This is a genomic window from uncultured Fretibacterium sp. (genome assembly GCF_938040765.1).
In the GTDB taxonomy this organism is placed as follows: Bacteria; Synergistota; Synergistia; order Synergistales; family Aminobacteriaceae; genus CAJPSE01.
Genome location: NZ_CALIAA010000055.1, coordinates 1 through 16,036, shown reverse-complemented (window position 1 = coordinate 16,036; position 16,036 = coordinate 1). Strand labels below are relative to the sequence as shown.

Annotated in this window: 15 protein-coding genes; 14 read left to right on the top strand and 1 reads right to left on the bottom strand. The window is 65.2% G+C overall.

What is annotated here, in order from left to right; translation table 11 throughout:
• From Q0176_RS02095 to Q0176_RS02040, 12 genes are all read left to right on the top strand, one after another.
• The coding region (locus Q0176_RS02095) for a TRAP transporter large permease subunit (protein WP_299298746.1) at positions 1–653 on the top strand (653 nt) is incomplete at its 5' end.
• 79 nt (positions 654–732) lie between these two features.
• Positions 733–1,794: a TRAP transporter substrate-binding protein gene (locus tag Q0176_RS02090; RefSeq protein ID WP_299298743.1), complete on the top strand. Its 1,062-nt coding sequence runs from the start codon at positions 733–735 to the stop codon at positions 1,792–1,794.
• Positions 1,791–2,387, top strand: coding sequence for a TRAP transporter small permease (locus tag Q0176_RS02085; RefSeq protein ID WP_299298740.1), 597 nt, complete (start codon positions 1,791–1,793; stop codon positions 2,385–2,387). The genes Q0176_RS02090 and Q0176_RS02085 overlap by 4 nt, the downstream gene beginning before the upstream one ends.
• A complete protein-coding gene (locus tag Q0176_RS02080) occupies positions 2,384–3,685 on the top strand; it encodes a TRAP transporter large permease (RefSeq protein WP_299298737.1) in 1,302 nt (433 codons plus the stop codon). Before Q0176_RS02085 ends, Q0176_RS02080 begins: the two co-directional genes overlap by 4 nt.
• Positions 3,686–3,745: 60 nt before the next feature.
• Positions 3,746–5,113, top strand: coding sequence for an allantoinase AllB (allB, locus tag Q0176_RS02075; protein ID WP_299298734.1), 1,368 nt, complete (start codon positions 3,746–3,748; stop codon positions 5,111–5,113).
• A 125-nt stretch (positions 5,114–5,238) separates the two neighbouring features.
• Complete coding sequence (locus Q0176_RS02070) at positions 5,239–6,756, top strand: amidohydrolase family protein (protein ID WP_299298731.1); 1,518 nt, start codon at positions 5,239–5,241, stop codon at positions 6,754–6,756.
• A 21-nt stretch (positions 6,757–6,777) separates the two neighbouring features.
• The gene (locus Q0176_RS02065) at positions 6,778–8,253 is read left to right on the top strand and encodes a chlorohydrolase family protein (RefSeq protein WP_299298727.1); all 1,476 of its coding nucleotides are present in this window, start codon (positions 6,778–6,780) and stop codon (positions 8,251–8,253) included.
• 181 nt (positions 8,254–8,434) lie between these two features.
• Entirely contained in the window at positions 8,435–9,187 is a 753-nt protein-coding gene (locus tag Q0176_RS02060) for an ABC transporter ATP-binding protein (RefSeq protein ID WP_299298724.1), read from the top strand.
• On the top strand, positions 9,184–9,981 hold the full coding sequence (locus Q0176_RS02055) for an ABC transporter permease (protein ID WP_299298721.1): 798 nt from the start codon (positions 9,184–9,186) through the stop codon (positions 9,979–9,981). The genes Q0176_RS02060 and Q0176_RS02055 overlap by 4 nt, the downstream gene beginning before the upstream one ends.
• A complete protein-coding gene (locus Q0176_RS02050) occupies positions 9,978–10,811 on the top strand; it encodes a nucleoside phosphorylase (protein ID WP_299298718.1) in 834 nt (277 codons plus the stop codon). The genes Q0176_RS02055 and Q0176_RS02050 overlap by 4 nt, the downstream gene beginning before the upstream one ends.
• Entirely contained in the window at positions 10,804–11,790 is a 987-nt protein-coding gene (locus tag Q0176_RS02045) for an ABC transporter substrate-binding protein (RefSeq protein WP_299298716.1), read from the top strand. Before Q0176_RS02050 ends, Q0176_RS02045 begins: the two co-directional genes overlap by 8 nt.
• Before the next feature lie 18 nt (positions 11,791–11,808).
• The gene (locus Q0176_RS02040; protein ID WP_299298713.1) at positions 11,809–12,582 is read left to right on the top strand and encodes an ABC transporter permease; all 774 of its coding nucleotides are present in this window, start codon (positions 11,809–11,811) and stop codon (positions 12,580–12,582) included.
• A gap of 59 nt (positions 12,583–12,641) precedes the next feature.
• Here Q0176_RS02040 and Q0176_RS02035 read toward each other — a convergent pair whose 3' ends face one another.
• Positions 12,642–13,859 (bottom strand): sensor domain-containing diguanylate cyclase, encoded by a 1,218-nt coding sequence (locus Q0176_RS02035; protein ID WP_299298710.1) that lies wholly within the window; start codon positions 13,857–13,859, stop codon positions 12,642–12,644.
• 324 nt (positions 13,860–14,183) lie between these two features.
• Between Q0176_RS02035 and Q0176_RS02030 the strand changes: the two genes are divergently transcribed.
• On the top strand, positions 14,184–15,449 hold the full coding sequence (locus Q0176_RS02030; protein WP_299298707.1) for a DUF4147 domain-containing protein: 1,266 nt from the start codon (positions 14,184–14,186) through the stop codon (positions 15,447–15,449).
• A gap of 202 nt (positions 15,450–15,651) precedes the next feature.
• On the top strand, positions 15,652–16,036 hold a 385-nt coding region (locus Q0176_RS02025; RefSeq protein WP_299298704.1), incomplete at its 3' end, for a hypothetical protein.

The following is a 16,036-nucleotide window of genomic DNA, read 5'->3' as shown; positions in this document are numbered from 1 at the left end:
TGATTCAAACCCGCAAGGCTTTTCTTATCTTTATGATGCCCATTTTGGTCGTCGGAGGTATTGTTGGCGGGATGTTCACCCCGACCGAAGGGGCGGGGATTGCGGTCGCATATGCGGCACTCGTCGGATTTTTTGTCACCAAGAAGCTCAAGCTCTCCGCCATCCCCGCGGTGATGTTCCGTGCCGCGGTGGGCTCGTCGGTCGTGGGAGCTCTTATGGCCTTTGCTGCAACGACGACGTTTGTTTTTACGATAGATCTCGTCCCCGTTCGTTTGGCAAACTTTTTGCAGGGGCTTACAAACAGCCCCTCGGTATTTTTGTTCCTGATGATGCTTATCCTGGTTGTAGCCGGTATGTTCATCGAGTCGATCGCTGCCTACATCATGCTGGTTCCCATTTTTGCCCCCATAGCGGCCGCATACGGTATAGACCCCTTGTGGTTCGGGTTCCTCTTCGTACTGAATCTCGTTATCGGTATGATGACCCCGCCGGTTGGGGTGCTGCTTTTTGCCATGTGCGGCATCACGCGTGTTTCCATCGGTGACATGATACGCAACTCGTGGCCTTATATTTTTCTGCAATACGGGATGCTTGTCCTTTGTATATTTTTCCCCTCGCTGTGTCTTTGGCTGCCCAGAGCCCTTGGGTATTGAAAAGAGAAAACTCTTACAAAAAAGACTGAAACGTTTTCAACGTCCGAGTGACGGTAAACCGAAAAGGAGGGAAATGAAAATGAAACGTTTTGTGACGGTCTTTGCGGCTGCGGTCCTGTGTTCGGTCTTTCTGCAGGCGGCGGCCGGCAGCGCGGAGGCGGCCGATCCGAAGACGATGCGCGTGGTGGGCAACTTCTCCACGAACTACAAGCATGTGGAGCTGGAGAAACCTTTCTTCGTAGACCTGCCTCAGTCCGCCGGGCTCGAGTTCCGGACGAGCTACAACACGATGGATGCCGTGAACGTCAAGGCCGAGGATGCGCTGCGTCTGCTGCGGTCCGGGACTTTCGACGTCATGAGTGTCCAGATAGGGATGGCGGCCAGAGACGACCCCTTCCTCGAGGGAATCGACCTCGTCGGGGTATCGACCAACCTGAAGGACCTCCGTACGGCTGTCGACGCCTATCGGGAGGCCCTCGATACTCGGCTTCAGAAGCGCTTCAACGTCAAGATCCTCACGCTCTGGCCCTTTGGCCCTCAGGTCTTTTTCAGCAACAAGCCCATCAAGGGCGTGGAGGACTTCAAGGGGCTGAAGATTCGGAGCTTCACGCCGTCGATGGCGAAGCTCATCGAGTACTTCGGGGCCATCCCGGTGACGCTCTCCTTCTCCGAGGTGTACCCCGCGCTTCAAAGAGGGGTCGTGGATTGCGGCGTGACCTCGGCGGCCTCGGGCAATACGGGCAAGTGGCCCGAGGTGACCACTCACCTGTTCCCCCTGGCCGTCTCCGGCTCGGTACAGGGGCATTTCATCAACCTCGACTACTGGAACAAGTTTTCTCCGGAGTCCCAGGAGAAATTGATGAAGGAGTTCCAGCGTCTGGAGGCCCTGATGTGGGAGTTCACCGAGAGGGCCAACAGTTTTGCGGTCAACTGCAATGTCGGTCAGGAGCCGTGCCAGGACAACACGAAGTTCAATATGACCCTGGTTCCGGTATCCGACAGGGATAAGGAGCTGCTGAACGCCGCGGTGACGGAGACGGTGCTCCCCCTGTGGGCGGAATCCTGCCGCAAGGTCTATCCCGAGGGCGTGGAGATCTGGAACGAGACGGTCGGTAAGGTGCGAGGGTTTCGTATCCAATGAACAATCCGATTTCAAAGGCGCTCGAGCCTCTGGGACGTCTGATCGCCGTCGTTTCCGGCTACGTTCTCCTGGGATTGGCCTTTGCCATGTCGGTTGAGATCGTGGGACGCAAGCTGTTCGCCTTCTCCTTCCAGGGCATCGATGATATCGGCGGATACGTCCTTGCCATCATTGCCGTCGCGGGGGCCGGCTGCGGTGTCATCGCCAAGACCCATGTCCGTATCGATATCTTTCTCGTCCGACTTCCCAGAGGGCTGCAGCGTTTTCTGAACATGCTCGCGATGATCGCCATGGCGGGCTTCGCCTGCTTTTCGACCTGGCGGGGGGCGCGCGTCCTGGAGGAGTCGGTCGAGTTCGGCAGCCGTGCGGTCAACCCCCTCCAGACCCCCCTGTGGATTCCCCAGGCGATATGGCTTTTGGGCCTGGGCTTTTTCTCCGCGGTCTCCTGCGCCTATGCCGTCCACGCGGTCAAACTGTTCTTTTCGGGGTCCAACGCACTGAACGATTTCTACGGCCCCGTATCCGTCAACAAGGACCTGGAGGAGGAGCTTCAGGCCCTCGAGGAGCGCAGGGAGGAGGGGATGGAACTGTGATAGACGTCTCGATCGCGGCGGCGGGGTTCTGCCTGCTCATCCTGATGATGGCTCTGGGGTTCCATGTGGCCGTCGCCATGTTCGCCATCAGCATCGCGGGAGCCGTGGGCTATCTGGGGGTACCGGCTGCGTTGGAGTATGGGACGCAGCTTTGGGGGGCGGGAAACAACTTTGTCCTCACGGCCATCCCGCTTTTTGTCCTGTTGGGAGAGATCCTGGTTCGGGGGGGCTTCACCGACAAGATGTACCGCTCCCTGGCCGACTGGCTCTACTGGCTTCCCGGCGGGTTGCTGCACACGAACATCGTCGCCTCCGGAATGCTGGCCGCCGTCTCCGGCTCCTCCGTCGCCACCGCCGCAACCATCGGCACCATCGCCATTCCCGCCCTGGAACATCGAAAATACGACCAGAGGATGGTCCTGGGCAGCATCGCGGCCGGGGCGACCCTGGGCATCCTCATTCCCCCATCGATCAACCTGATCCTGTACGGGGCCATGACGGGCAACTCGGTGGGCAAGCTCTATCTGGCGGGAATCATCCCGGGAATCCTGCTCGCCCTGCTCTTTATGGGGGTCATCGTGGTCTGGGGACTGCGCAGCCCCGGTATGGGCAGTGAGGCCGAGACGGTCGACCCGCTGGGGGTTCGACTCCGGCGCCTGAAGGACCTCCTTCCGCCTGTGGTGATCTTTACGCTGGTCATGGGCAGCATTTATCTCGGTTGGGCCACTCCCACAGAGTCGGCCGCTTTGGCGGTCGTCGGGGCCTTCGCCTTGACCGCTCTGGCCGGGAGATTGAGTTTCAAGATGCTGCACGAGTGTTTCGAGAGAACGATCCTGATAACGGCCATGATCCTTCTCATCACCTCGGCCGCGTTCTACCTGACGTTTGTCCTGGGGCTGATGGGGGTCCCCGAGATCATGGCGGATTTTGTCACGCGCCTGAACGCTTCGCCCTCCTCGCTGATTTTGGCGTTGACCATTTTTTATCTCATCCTGGGATGCTTCTTCGATGCCCTGGCAATGATCGTCGGGACCATACCCATCGTCTATCCCATGACGATGGCTGTCGGGATAGACCCCATCTGGTTCGGCATCTTTCTCGTATTGATGGCCGAACTGGCCCTGATCACGCCCCCCATGGGCATGAATCTGTATGTCGTACAGGGAGTGCGAAAGGAGGGGTCCATCTCCACCGTCATCGTCGGGACCCTGCCCTTCCTTATGGTGATGCTGCTCTTTGTCTTCCTGGTCTTCGCTTTTCCCTTCCTGGTCACGTGGCTCCCCGAGGTCGCGTTCTGAGACCTCTCCGCTGAGATTCGGGAAGGCTTCATCCATGATGCTCAAGGCAGGTAAAGAACCATGATCGAGAGACAAGTTTCCTGTACGGTCGTCAATGGCCTCGTCGCGGCCCCGTCGGGGCTCGTCGAGGCCGACATCGGCATCGCGGACGGCAAAATCGCGGCCCTGGCCGCCGGAGGGACGCTCGACGCGGGAGAGCGCGTCATCGACGCGGCCGGGATGCTGGTCCTGCCCGCCGTGGTCGATATGCACGTTCACTTCAACGACCCGGGGTTCCCCGACCGCGAGGACTTTGCCCATGGCACCGCCGCGGCCGCGGCCGGCGGGGTCGGTACGGTCGTGGACATGCCGCTCTCCGGGGCCCCGGCCGTGACCTCGGTGGAGAGCCTGGAGCTCAAGAAACGCGCCGCCGCGGAGCGCGCGGTGGTGGACTATGCCCTGTGGGGCGGCCTCGTGGACGACAATGTCGCGGAGCTGCAAGCGATGCGCGAAAGGGGCGCCATTGCCTTCAAGGCGTTCACCTGCTTTGCGGGCAGCGACTTCCCCTATGCCCGCCCGGACGTGCTCTTCCGCGGGCTGGCCGAGGCGGAGAAACACGACCTCCTGGTGGGGGTTCACTGCGAGGACGAGGCGCTGACGTCGTCCCTCGAGCGGGCGGCCCGGTCCGCCGGGCGCACGGGGGTGCGGGATTTCCTGGGGGCCCACGCCCCCGTCACGGAGCTCCTGGCCGTCGACATGGTGTTGGAGATGGCCCGTTCCACGGGGGCGCGCGTTCATATCTGCCACGCCACGCTGCCCGAGGTGATCGATCGGGTATCGCGGGCCCGGAGGGAGGCGCGGGTGACGGTGGAGACCTGCCCGCACTACCTGATCTTCTCCGAGGACGACCTGGAGCGGCTGGGGGGCGTCCTGAAGTGCACGCCCCCCGTGCGGACGCGGGAGACCGTCGAGGCCCTTTGGGATTGTGTCCGGAGCGGTTCGGTGGACGTGATCTCCTCGGATCACTCGCCCTCGACCGTCGCGCAGAAGAATCCGGCGAGCGGGAGCTTCTGGGACATGTGGGGCGGGGCCCAGGGCGTACAGACCATGCTGCCCGCGCTCTTCACCCATGGGGTGAGGCGGCGGGGCCTGAGCGTGGAGATGCTGGTTCGGCTGGTCTCCGAGAACCCGGCTCGCCTGATGGGGCTCTACCCCCGCAAGGGGGTCATCAGGATCGGGAGCGATGCCGACCTGACGATCCTGGACCCCTCCGCGCGCTGGACGCTCGCTCCCGAGATGCTGCTTCATAAAAACAAGCACAGCCCCTATATGGGGATGGAGTTCGAGGGGCGCGTGACCGCGACGCTGGTGCGCGGCGCGGTCGTCTTCGATGGCCGAGGGATAACGGCGGACCCCGGAAGCGGAAGGCTTCTGCGAGGCAGTTTCTGAACCGGGCGAATGTCCCCGAATCGGAAATTTTCGAACTGGAGTCCCAATATGGAATTGAGGACCCTTTGGGCGACAGTCGCGCAGATTCGCGCGCTCACGGCGGCAGGCTGTGAGATTGGGAGCTGATGACTTTGGATGGAAAAAGGAAACACGCGGATCTCGTCCTGAAGAGGGGCACCGTGATCACGATGGACCCGGAGCGGCGCATTCTGGAGAACGCCTCCGTGGCCATGGAGGGGACGCGGATTGCGGCAGTGGGCCCAGCGGAGGATATCGAGGCGTCCTACAGCGCCGATCGGGAGATCGACTGCCTTCACAAGGCGATCCTGCCGGGCCTGATCGATGTGCACGGACACGCGGGGCACGCCCTGCTCAAGACGATCGGTTCGGATACGCGCAGTCACTGGATGCACATCGCCACACCCACATACCACCATTACACGACGGATGAGTTCTGGTACGTCGAGGCTCGTCTGGCGGCCCTGGAGCGCCTGAAGATGGGGGTGACCTGCGGGCTCAGCGTCATCAGCTCGGCCCAGCGCAGCGACGACCCGGTATTCGGGAACAACAACGCGCGGGGCTATGCCGACGTGGGGATCCGAGGGGTCGTGGCCGTCGGGCCCTGCAATCCGCCGTTTCCGCGCAAGTTCAGCCGCTGGAAGAACGGCGTCCGCCATGAGGTGGAGGTGTCCTTCGAGGGCATGATGGAGGGGGCCGAGGCCGTCATCGAGGCGTGGAACGGAGGAGCCGACGGGCGCATCCGGGTGTTTATCGCGCCCTTCGTCCTGCTGACGTCGATCTTCGGTTCCGGCCCCTCGGCGCCGGATGTCGCCGTGGCGTTGTCGGACCATGACCGGCTGATGATGCGCCGGGTCCGGGAGGTCGCGGCCAAGCACAAGGTGCGCATCCACACGGAGGCGTTCGGCGGGATGATCCGGCTCGCCCATCGGTGCGAGTATGCGCTCCTGGGGCCGGACGTGCATATCCAGCACTGCACGGGCATCTCCTTCGAGGAGGCCATGATCCTGGCGGAGACGGGGACGCACGTGGCCAGCGCGCCCGGTTACGGTCAGGTCAACGGGCGCTGCCCGATCCCCGAACTGCTCGGTCTGGGCGCCAACGTCGCGATTACGACGGACGGGAACTCTCCTTCCACGCCGTTCGACCTCCTTCGGTCCGCACGGCAGACCCAGCTGATCCAGCGCATGCTCTGCCACGATCCCTTCCTGCTGCCGAACGGCAAGACGCTCGAGATGATCACGATCGACGCCGCGAAGGCACTGGGCTGGGAGGACGAGATCGGTTCCCTCGAGCCGGGCAAGCAGGCGGATATCGCCGTGATGAACCTCTGGCAGCCGCACCTGGTCCCCAACATCATGCCGGTGCACCGCGTGATCTGCGAGGCGGTGGGGCACGATTTCGAGACCGTCGTCGTCGCCGGGCGCGTACTGATGGAGGGACGCCGCGTCCTGTCCGTGGACGAGGACGAGGTGCTGAGGGAGGGCGAGGCGGAGGCCCGCCGCCTGATCGAGCGCGCCGGGCTGGAGCGGCACATGGCGCTGCCGGGCACCTTCTGGGGGCACACGCAGGGCTGGCTGGACGAGCAGCGGGTGGATTACGATTCGCTGCCATGCCGTCCATAGGGAAAGGAGCGTTTTTCGAAATTGAGGACGAAACTGAGCGCAAAGTATGTCGTGGCGTTCGACGGATCGCGGCACGTCCTGCTGCGGGACGGGCAGGTGGTGTTCGAGGGAAACACGATCGTCTTCGTCGGCCGTGAATACCCGGGGCGCTGCGACGAGGAGCTGGATTGCGGCAACGCCATCCTCAGCCCCGGCTTCGTGGACCTGGACTCCCTGGGCGACATCGACCACGGCCTGATCCACTGCGAGGCTCCGGCCGCGATCCAGAGCCACCTGCTCTGGAGCCGTGCGTATTACGAGAGGGGCAGCCGCGAGATCATGTCTGCGGAGGAGGAGGCGTTCAAGTCCCTTTACGCTTACGTCCAGCTGATCCGGCACGGGATCACGACGTCCATGCCCATCACCTCGGTGTACTACAAGCGCTGGGCGGAGACTCTGGAGGAGATCGAGGCCGCGGCCCATCACGCGGGGCACCTGGGGTTGAGGGTCTACCTCGGGCCCAGTTACCAGTCCGGCGCGAGGGTCGTCAACCCCGACGGCTCCGGAGAGGTGCTCTTCAAGGACGACGAGGGGCGCCTGGGGCTGGAGCGGGCCATCCGTTTCATCAAAGAGTTCGATGGATCCTACGGCGGGCTGGTCCGCGGCGTCCTGGTGCCGGAGCGCATCGAGACCCAGACGGAGGAGAACCTGCTGGCGACGAAGGCGGCCGCCGATAAGCTCGGGTGCCGCGTGCGCCTGCATGCGGCTCAGGGCTCGTTCGAGTACACGTGGGTCCGAAAGCACCAGGGGATCACGCCGCTTCAGTACCTGGATAAAATCGGCTTCCTGGGGCAGACGACCCTGATCCCCCACGCTATGTACGTGCCGGGGTACAGCGCTATTCACGATGCGCCCACGGGCAACGACGTCGAGCTTCTGGCCCGTACGGGCACGACCGTCATCCACTGCCCGCTGGTCTACGCATCCTCCGGCGTCGCGCTCGAGTCGTTCGGGCGCTACCGGAAGGCCGGGGTCAACATGGCGATGGGGACGGACACCTTTCCGCCGGACATGCTGGCGAACATCCGCATCGGAAGCTACATGGCCCGGCACGTGGACCGATCCCTGGAGGGCAATACCTACGCGGACTTCTTCGAGGCGGCGACGCTGGGAGGCGCGCGTGCGCTGGGCCGCGAGGACCTGGGGCGCATCGCGGTAGGGGCCCGCGCGGATATGATCGTCCTCGACCTCGATGGACTGGACGTGGGCACGATCGACGATCCGCTGCGGACCATCGTCAACTCCGGGACGTCTCGGGAGGTGCGCCATTCGATCATCGACGGCCGATTCGTGATGCGCGACCGCGTCATCCCGGGGATCGACGAGGCGGCCCTCCGCGACCAGGCGCAGGCCTACTACGAGAAGATGCGCATGGGCTACTGGGAGCGAAGCGACGGCTCCCTGTCCCCGGCGGAGCTGTTCCCGGGATCGTTCCCGGAGGCCGGCCGGGACCTCTGAGGCGCACCGCATCTTCGAGAGGCGAAAGCTGTGGAGGACGGCACGGGGTCCGCGCCGTCCTCCGCCTTTTCGGGGGATTCGGCCTCGCATACCGGCGGCGTGCCGCTCCCCGCGGACGGAACGCTGTGCTAGAATGAGCTTTCGGGTTCACCTCAGGTTCACCTCGGAAAGGGGAAACACGATGACACGGGAGCTGTCTCTCGGGGTTGCGGGGTTGTCGAAGGTTTACAGAAACTTTCTCAGGAAGGAGACGGAGGCGCTCCGGGACATCGACATCGAGGTCCCCAGGGGGGAGTTCGTCTCCATCATCGGCCCGTCCGGATGCGGCAAGTCCACGCTGCTTCGCCTGATCTCCGGCCTGGAGCGGCCGACGTCGGGGGAGGTGCGGTTCGGCCCGGGGTACGGACGCGGGGACATCGGCTTCGTCTTCCAGAGCGCGGTGCTCCTTCCCTGGAAGACCGTCTTCGAGAACATCGCCTTTCCCCTCAAGATCAAAAAAATCCCCCTGGAGGAGAATCGGGAGCACCTCGATGCCCTGATCGAACTGGTCGGGCTCTCGGACTTCAGAAACGCCCTGCCTCACGAGCTCTCCGGGGGGATGAAGCAGCGGGTCTCCATCGCCCGCGCGCTCTCCTGCAGCCCGCCCCTCCTGTTGATGGACGAGCCCTTCGGGGCTCTGGACGCCATCACGCGGGACACCATGAACATGGAGCTGCTCCGCATCTGGAGCGACACCCAAAAGACGGTCCTTTTCGTCACGCACGGCATCGACGAGGCCGTGTTCCTGTCCGATCGGGTTCTTGTCCTCTCCCCGCGCCCCGGCACGGTCCGGAAGGTCCTGACCGTGGACCTCCCGCGTCCCCGGACCCAGGAGATGCGCCTGCTTCCCATCTTCAACGAGTACTGCCGCGCCCTGCGGGAGGTCATAGGATGACCCCGACCCGCTGGAGGCGCGCGGCCGAGTACGGGCTGTCGTTCGCCCTGTTCCTGGGGATCTGGAAGGGGTACGTCGCGGCATACGACGTCCCGGCCTTCATCCTGCCCTCCCCGGAGGAGACGTTTCTCTGCCTCGTCCGGCTCTTCAAGGGGGAGATATACTTTCACCTGGCCGTCACAACGGGGGAGATCGTCTCGGGGTTCCTTCTCGGGAGCGTTCTGGGCTTCCTGTTCGGCTATCCCCTGGCCAGGAGCGCGCTGCTCCGCAAGGCCCTGATGCCCTACGTCCTCTTCGCCCAGACGGCCCCCAAAATAGCGCTCATACCGCTCTTCGTGTTGTGGTTCGGGCTGGGCTGGGCCTCCAAGCTGATCCTGATCGTGTCCATGGTCTTCTTCCCGGTCATGGCGTCCGTGATCCTGGGGATGCAGTCCGTGGACCGCGGGATGCGCGACCTGATGCGCGTCCTCCGGGCCTCGCGGCTGCAGACGTTCTGGGAGGTGGAGCTGCCCTCGTCCCTGCCGCCGATCTTCGCGGGGCTGAAGGTGGGGATCGTCCAAGCCGTGATCGGGGCGATCGTGGCCGAGTGGATCTCGAGCAAATCGGGGCTGGGCTACCTGCTGACCTATGCCTCGGCGCTGAGCGACACGCCGCTCCTCGTCGCCGCCATCATCGTGACCTCCTCCCTGGGAGTCCTCCTCTACGAGGTGCTGGACGTCGTGGAGGGGCGGCTTCTCGGCTGGCACGAGTCGAAGCGCGACGCCCATGCCGTCCTGAGGGAGGCCGCGCCGTGAGCCGCTACACCAGCGCGTCCGATCCCCGCTACGACGGACGCCTCCCTCACCTGCGCTGTCTGGCCTCCGAGGTGGCGCCGATCGTCCTGCTGCCGGGGGACCCCGCCAGGGTGGGGCGGATAGGGGAGGGGCTGCGGGATTTCCGCATCGTCTCGGACAACCGGGAGTTCCTCGTCGGGCGGGGGACGTTCGATGAGGTTCCCGTAACGGTCTGTTCCACGGGAATCGGCGCGCCCTCGACCGAGATCGCGGTCGTGGAGCTGATCCGTTCCGGGGCCAGGGCCCTGATCCGGGTCGGGGGATGCGGGGCGCTGCGCGCCGGCATCGAGTGCGGCGATCTGATCCTCAACTCGGGCATGGTGCGCCTGGGAGGGGCGTCGATCCACTACGCGCGCCCGGAGTACCCCGCGGTCGCATCCTTCGACGTCCTGGAGTGCCTGCGCGATGCGTGCCGCGAGCAGGGGGCGAGGTGGCATGTCGGCATCGGGGCCTCCGTGGGGAGCTTCTACCGCGGACAGGGGCGCGCCGGGCCCTCCGCCCGGCCGGACGACGACGCCCTGTATCGGGAGATGCTCGGCCTCGGGGTGCTGAACATGGAGATGGAGGCCGAGACGGTCCTGACCCTCGGCTCCCTGTACGGGGTCCATGCGGGCAGCATCGTCGCCGTGCACTGCAACCGCGTCACGAATCGCTGGCTGGTGGACGACGGGGAGTCGCAGGGGCGCCTGTGCCGGGTTGCGCTCTCGGGGGCCCGCCGTCTGTACGAAAGATTGAGGCTCGAGGAGCCGGAAGCGATGAAAATGGGAAAGGACGTGTGTGGAAATGATTAGGAAGCTGTTTTTGGGTGCGCTGGTGCTGCTGGGGAGCGCCGTGTTCGGCCGGGGGGCGGAGGCCGCCGACCTGCGCAAGGTGTCCATCCAGATCGACGGGGCGGCCGTCCCCTATTACGCGCCGCTCTATCTGGCGCAGGAGAAGGGGTATTTCGCCGAGCAGGGACTCGACGTGGAGTTCTACTATTCCGCGGGGGCGGATATCGTCAAGAACGTGGGCGTGGGCAACGTGGAGTTCGGCTTTCCCAACGCGGATTCGGTCATCGTGGGCCGAGGGGCCGGGATCCCCGTCAAGGTGGTCCATACGACCTATCAGCATGGGTTGGGCGCGACGATCTTCAAGCGGTCGAGCGGGATCTCCGGACCGGCCGATCTCAAGGGGAAGAAGGTTGCGGTCACCAGCCTGGCGAGCCCGAACTACATTCAGCTCCAGGTCATGCTCAAGGAGGCCGGCCTCGCCGTCTCGGACCTCGACCTGGAGGTCATCGGCACGGGAGCCATCGTGGGCGCCCTTGCCGACGGACAGGTGGACGCCATCGTATTCTCCATGCTGAGGACCGTGGAGCTGCGCAATCAGGGGGTGGATGTGGACGAGATCCGGTCCGACACCTTCCTGCCCTCGCACGGAAACGTCCTGATCGCGGGGGAGAAGCTGCTGAAGGACGAGCCCGAGCTGGTGGAAAAGTTCGTCTCGGCCCTCGACAGGTCCCTGGATTACATCATCGGCGGGCACAGCCGCGAGGCCGTCGAGCTCTCCGTGAGCAAATACGCGCCGAGCTTCGGCGACCGCGTCGACGTCGTGACGAGGATCCTGGACGAGATCTTCATCCCCTACCTCTGGACCAGCGACTACACGAAGGCGCACGGGTTGGGGGCCTCCGACGCGGAGCGCTGGGGACGGTCCATCGCCATCCTGAAGGAGTACGGCGTGCTGAAAACGGCTCCATCGGCGGAGGACCTGCTTTACGTGAGGCCCTAGGGGCGGGAGACGGTCCGCATGCGCCGAGCTCTGCTGAACTGGCTGCCCCCCGCGGCCGTGTTCCCCCTGCTGATCTGGGGGTGGAAGGCCTACATCGCGGCCTTCGACGTTCCGCCGAACCTGCTGCCGCAGCCGGAGGACGTTCTGAAGCACCTGGTCTTCCACTTCACGCGGGGGGACATGCTGCGGCACGTGGGCGTGACGCTTCACGAGGTTTTCGTGGGCGTCCTGATCGGGGCAGCGGCCGGGGTTGCCGCCGGGTATTGGGTCGCGAGGTCCCGTCTTCTGGAGCGCCTGGTGATGCCCTTTGTCCTGATCGTGCAGACGGCTCCCAAGATCTCGATCGCGCCGCTCCTGATCCTCTGGTTCGGCCTCGGCATCGAGTCGAAGGTGGCGCTGGTGGTCCTGGTGGTATTCTTCCCCATTATGGTCAACGAGGTGGCCGCGATCCGGGACATCGACGCCGACCTGCACCAGCTCCTCTCGGTCCTGGGGGCCACGGCCTGGCAGCGCTTCGCCTATCTGGAGTTCCCCGCGTCCCTCTCCTGGCTGCTCTCGGGGATGAAGGTGGCCGTCACGCAGGCCGTCATCGGGGCGGTCGTCGGCGAGATGATCGGCAGCAAGGCGGGGATGGGCTTCCTTCTGATGCTGGGGAACGAGACCAGCGACATCAACCTGATCCTGGCCTCCGTCATCGTGTTGAGCCTGATCGGACTGCTGCTCTACCTCCTGGTCGCCTTTGCCGAACGCCGTCTGGTCGCCTGGCGGGAACCGGAGGCGGAACCCGTATAGGGCAAGCCGCCGTCTGATGGGCGCGGTTCCTCCGTCACCCGCTGTCGGGAGGGCCGATTCTATGAGGGCGTGTAGAAGCGATACGTGTTGCGTCCCGAGTTCTTCGCCTGGTACAGGGCGCTGTCGGCGCGCTTCAGCAGGACCAGGAGCTCGTCCCCGTCCTGAGGATAGACGGCGATGCCCATACTGGCGTGTATCTGGTAGCACGTATTCTCGAGACAGGTCGGGGCCTCCAGGGAGGCCCGTATCCTCTGGATGGCGGCGGCATATTTGTGGGGATCGGGGTCGCAGGTCAGGAGCAGCGCGAACTCGTCGCCGCCCACACGGGCGGCGATGTCGCTGGTGCGGATGCTCGCGCGGAGGCGGCCGGCGAACTCCTGGAGCAGCAGGTCCCCCGCGTGGTGTCCCAGGGTGTCGTTGACGTCCTTGAAATGGTCCAGGTCCGCCATGACGACCAGGACGGCCTTGCCCGTGCGCTTGGCGCTGGCCATCATCTGAAGAAGGTGCTGGTGGAAGAGCGGCCTGCTGGGAAGCCCGGTGAGGACGTCGTGGGTGGCGCGGTACTTGAAATCGTCCTCCCGCTCCTTGCGGCTGTGAATATCCCTGAGGATGCCCAGGGTGCGGGCGACCCTTCCCTCCGCGTCCCGGAATACCTGCCCGCGGCACTGACGCCAGCGGTAGACGCCGTCCGCGCAGAGCAGGCGGAAGACGACGTCGTAGGTTCCCTTGATGTAGGTCCGCTGCAGAATATCCTTCAGGATATGCCGGGCCTTGACGTCCTCGGGATGGATGAACTTGATCCAGCGCTTCACGGGGGGAAGCTCCTTCAGGGATGTGCGCTGCATCTCGGCGAGCCCGGAGGAGCAGAAGGTCCTCTCCCATGTGCCCGGAAAAAACTCGAACACCCCATCCCTGCTGCATTCAAGGACAAGGCGCCACCGCTCCTCCTCGGCCTTCAAACGTTCAACCGTACGGGCGGACTTCTCCGCCGTCCGGTTGAGCATCTCCGCCAGCCCGCCCGAGGGCTCCGTGCTCGGGCGGACGTTTTCCCCGGCTGTGCGGTCCATCAGCTCCATCGCATGTTTCAGGTCCATCCGGAGCATATCGAGCAGGACGCCGAGGAATCCTTCGGCGTCGATCCTGCCGTCGAGATCGCCCTCATGCATTCTCTTGAGCGTGGTGCGGACCTGAAGCAGGGCGTCCCTGAGGGCAAGAGCCCTGTCGTCCCCCTCCAGAGCGGCCGGGAGGGCCGTCCTGGGGTCGGACTGGAACGCCAACCCGTGAAAGTAGGTCAGGACTTCGTCGAGTTCCGAGGGATCCTGCTCTTGGGTGGAGCCGTTCCTGAGTATGGCGCTTACCTCCTTTGCCGGTTCGGCCTCCCGAGTGCGGATGGCGTTAGGGGGGGGCCGGCCCGCATGTCCGCAGGCCGGCGAAACTTCATGAGAACTCCGGGAAAATGATATCACAAAAGATAGCCGCTTCGCCCCCAAGGTCCCCATAGATGGAGGCGGAGGAGTAGAATAACGGAAAAGGCCGGGCCTGAGAGCGTGTTGCCCGGGCAGATCCGTCCGAGAGGGCATCCGAAGGGGGAGGAGAACACGATGCGTTCCCTGCGACAGGACGCGCTGAAGATCGTTCACGAGGCCATCCGAAGGGTGTTGCCGGAGAGCGCCGTGAAGGAGGCCCTGGCGGGCGAGGCCTTCTCCGGGCGCCGGGGGAAGGGCAGGGTCGTCGTCGCCGCGATCGGCAAGGCCGCGTGGCGCATGGCGAGGGCTGCGGCGGACTTCCTGGGACCGGACCTCTCGGGCGGGGCGGTCGTCACGAAGTATGGGCACTCGATGGGCCCGATCGATGGGCTGGAGATCTTCGAGGCGGGACACCCCCTCCCGGACGGGAACACCCTGAGGGGGACGGAGGCGCTCCTGCGGAAGGTCCGGGGGCTCGGCCCCGACGATACCGTGCTCTTCCTCGTCTCGGGGGGCGGCTCGGCGCTCTTCGAGCGCCCGATGGACGGCGTGACGCTGGACGACCTCGTCGCCGTGACGGACCAGCTCCTGGCCTGCGGGGCCGACATCGTGGAGGTCAACCGGATCCGCAAGCGCCTCTCCTCGGTCAAGGGCGGGCGTTTTGCGCAGATGGCCGCGCCCGCGCACGTCCACGCCGTGGTGCTCTCCGACGTGCTGGGCGACCGGCTGGACAGCATCGCGTCCGGCCCGGCCTGGCCGGACGCCGATACGGCGGAGGAGGTCCTGGCGACCGTGCGGAAGTACGGCATCTCGCTTCGCCCCGGGTTGGAGGAGCTCCTGAGGCTGGAGACCCCGAAGCGCCTCGGCAACGTCACGGCCGTGGTCACGGGGAGCGTGGGCGCGCTTTGCTCGGCCGCGGAGGACGCGGCCCGAGGCTTGGGCTATACGCCGCTCGTCCTGACCACGACCCTGGACTGCGAGGCGCGCGGGGCGGGCGCGTTTCTGGCCGCTCTGGCGCGCGAGGTGCGGGCCTCGGGACGCCCTGTCGAGGCGCCCTGCGCCCTGATCCTGGGCGGGGAGACGGTGGTCCGCCTCACTGGAAGGGGCAGGGGAGGGCGCAATCAGGAGCTGGCGCTGTCGGCCGCGCGGGGCATTGCGGGGTTGGACAATACGGTCGTCGCCTCCGTAGGCTCGGACGGCACGGACGGGCCAACCGACGCGGCCGGCGGGATCGTGGACGGGGGCACGGCGGAGCTGCTGCGGGGGCGCGGGATCGACATCGAGAGGGTCCTGGCGGACAACGATTCGTACACGGCGCTGTCGGCAGCGGACTCCCTCGTGGTCACGGGCCCGACGGGGACGAACGTCAACGACCTGGCGCTGGCGCTCTGCGGCGCCTGATCCGTCCTGGGCCGGCAGCCGAGGGCCTCGCGGCCTTCGCGGAGGCGCCGGTGCGCCGAAAACCGCCGGGAAGCTGGAGCCGCTGCTTAAAACTCGGGCGATGCTGATAGAATAAAGGCGGGATGTGTTCGGCGCGGGACGCCGTTCCCGGGCCCTGACCCGGAATCCCGATCCGGAATTTGGAAGGGAGAGCTTTTTCGAGATGCGATATGTTCATTCCGCAATCCTGGGCTTCCTGCTGTTTTTGGTCTCCCTCGCCCCCTGCGCTCCCTCCGCCCCGGCCAGTGCCGTCACGGTCGAGCCGGACGTGGAGGTGCATCGGGTGGTGGGGGCGCTCTATGCGCTGTCCGCGGCCATGAACCTCTATCACGCGGAGCCTGGGGCCATTCCGTCGCCCGAACAGCTGGGGCGCTTCTTTCAGAGGGATACCCTGCCGTCCGGCTGGCCCGGGGTCGTCCGCGTCGCATCGTACGAAGGGGCCTGGTGGGTGGGTGTGGCCGTGGACCCCTATTCGCCCGCCCGCAAGTTTCTGAGGGCGAATGCCTCCGAGCTGGGCGTCCTGGACGCCCCGGGCGGAGCCCCCTGGA

Coding starts and splice junctions, on each gene's coding strand:
- Q0176_RS02090 (WP_299298743.1), top strand. CDS start 733: ATGAAACGTTTTGTGACGGTCTTTGCGGCTGCGGTCCTGTGTTCGGTC.
- Q0176_RS02085 (WP_299298740.1), top strand. CDS start 1,791: ATGAACAATCCGATTTCAAAGGCGCTCGAGCCTCTGGGACGTCTGATC.
- allB (WP_299298734.1), top strand. CDS start 3,746: ATGATCGAGAGACAAGTTTCCTGTACGGTCGTCAATGGCCTCGTCGCG.
- Q0176_RS02070 (WP_299298731.1), top strand. CDS start 5,239: ATGACTTTGGATGGAAAAAGGAAACACGCGGATCTCGTCCTGAAGAGG.
- Q0176_RS02060 (WP_299298724.1), top strand. CDS start 8,435: ATGACACGGGAGCTGTCTCTCGGGGTTGCGGGGTTGTCGAAGGTTTAC.
- Q0176_RS02055 (WP_299298721.1), top strand. CDS start 9,184: ATGACCCCGACCCGCTGGAGGCGCGCGGCCGAGTACGGGCTGTCGTTC.
- Q0176_RS02045 (WP_299298716.1), top strand. CDS start 10,804: ATGATTAGGAAGCTGTTTTTGGGTGCGCTGGTGCTGCTGGGGAGCGCC.
- Q0176_RS02040 (WP_299298713.1), top strand. CDS start 11,809: ATGCGCCGAGCTCTGCTGAACTGGCTGCCCCCCGCGGCCGTGTTCCCC.
- Q0176_RS02030 (WP_299298707.1), top strand. CDS start 14,184: ATGCGTTCCCTGCGACAGGACGCGCTGAAGATCGTTCACGAGGCCATC.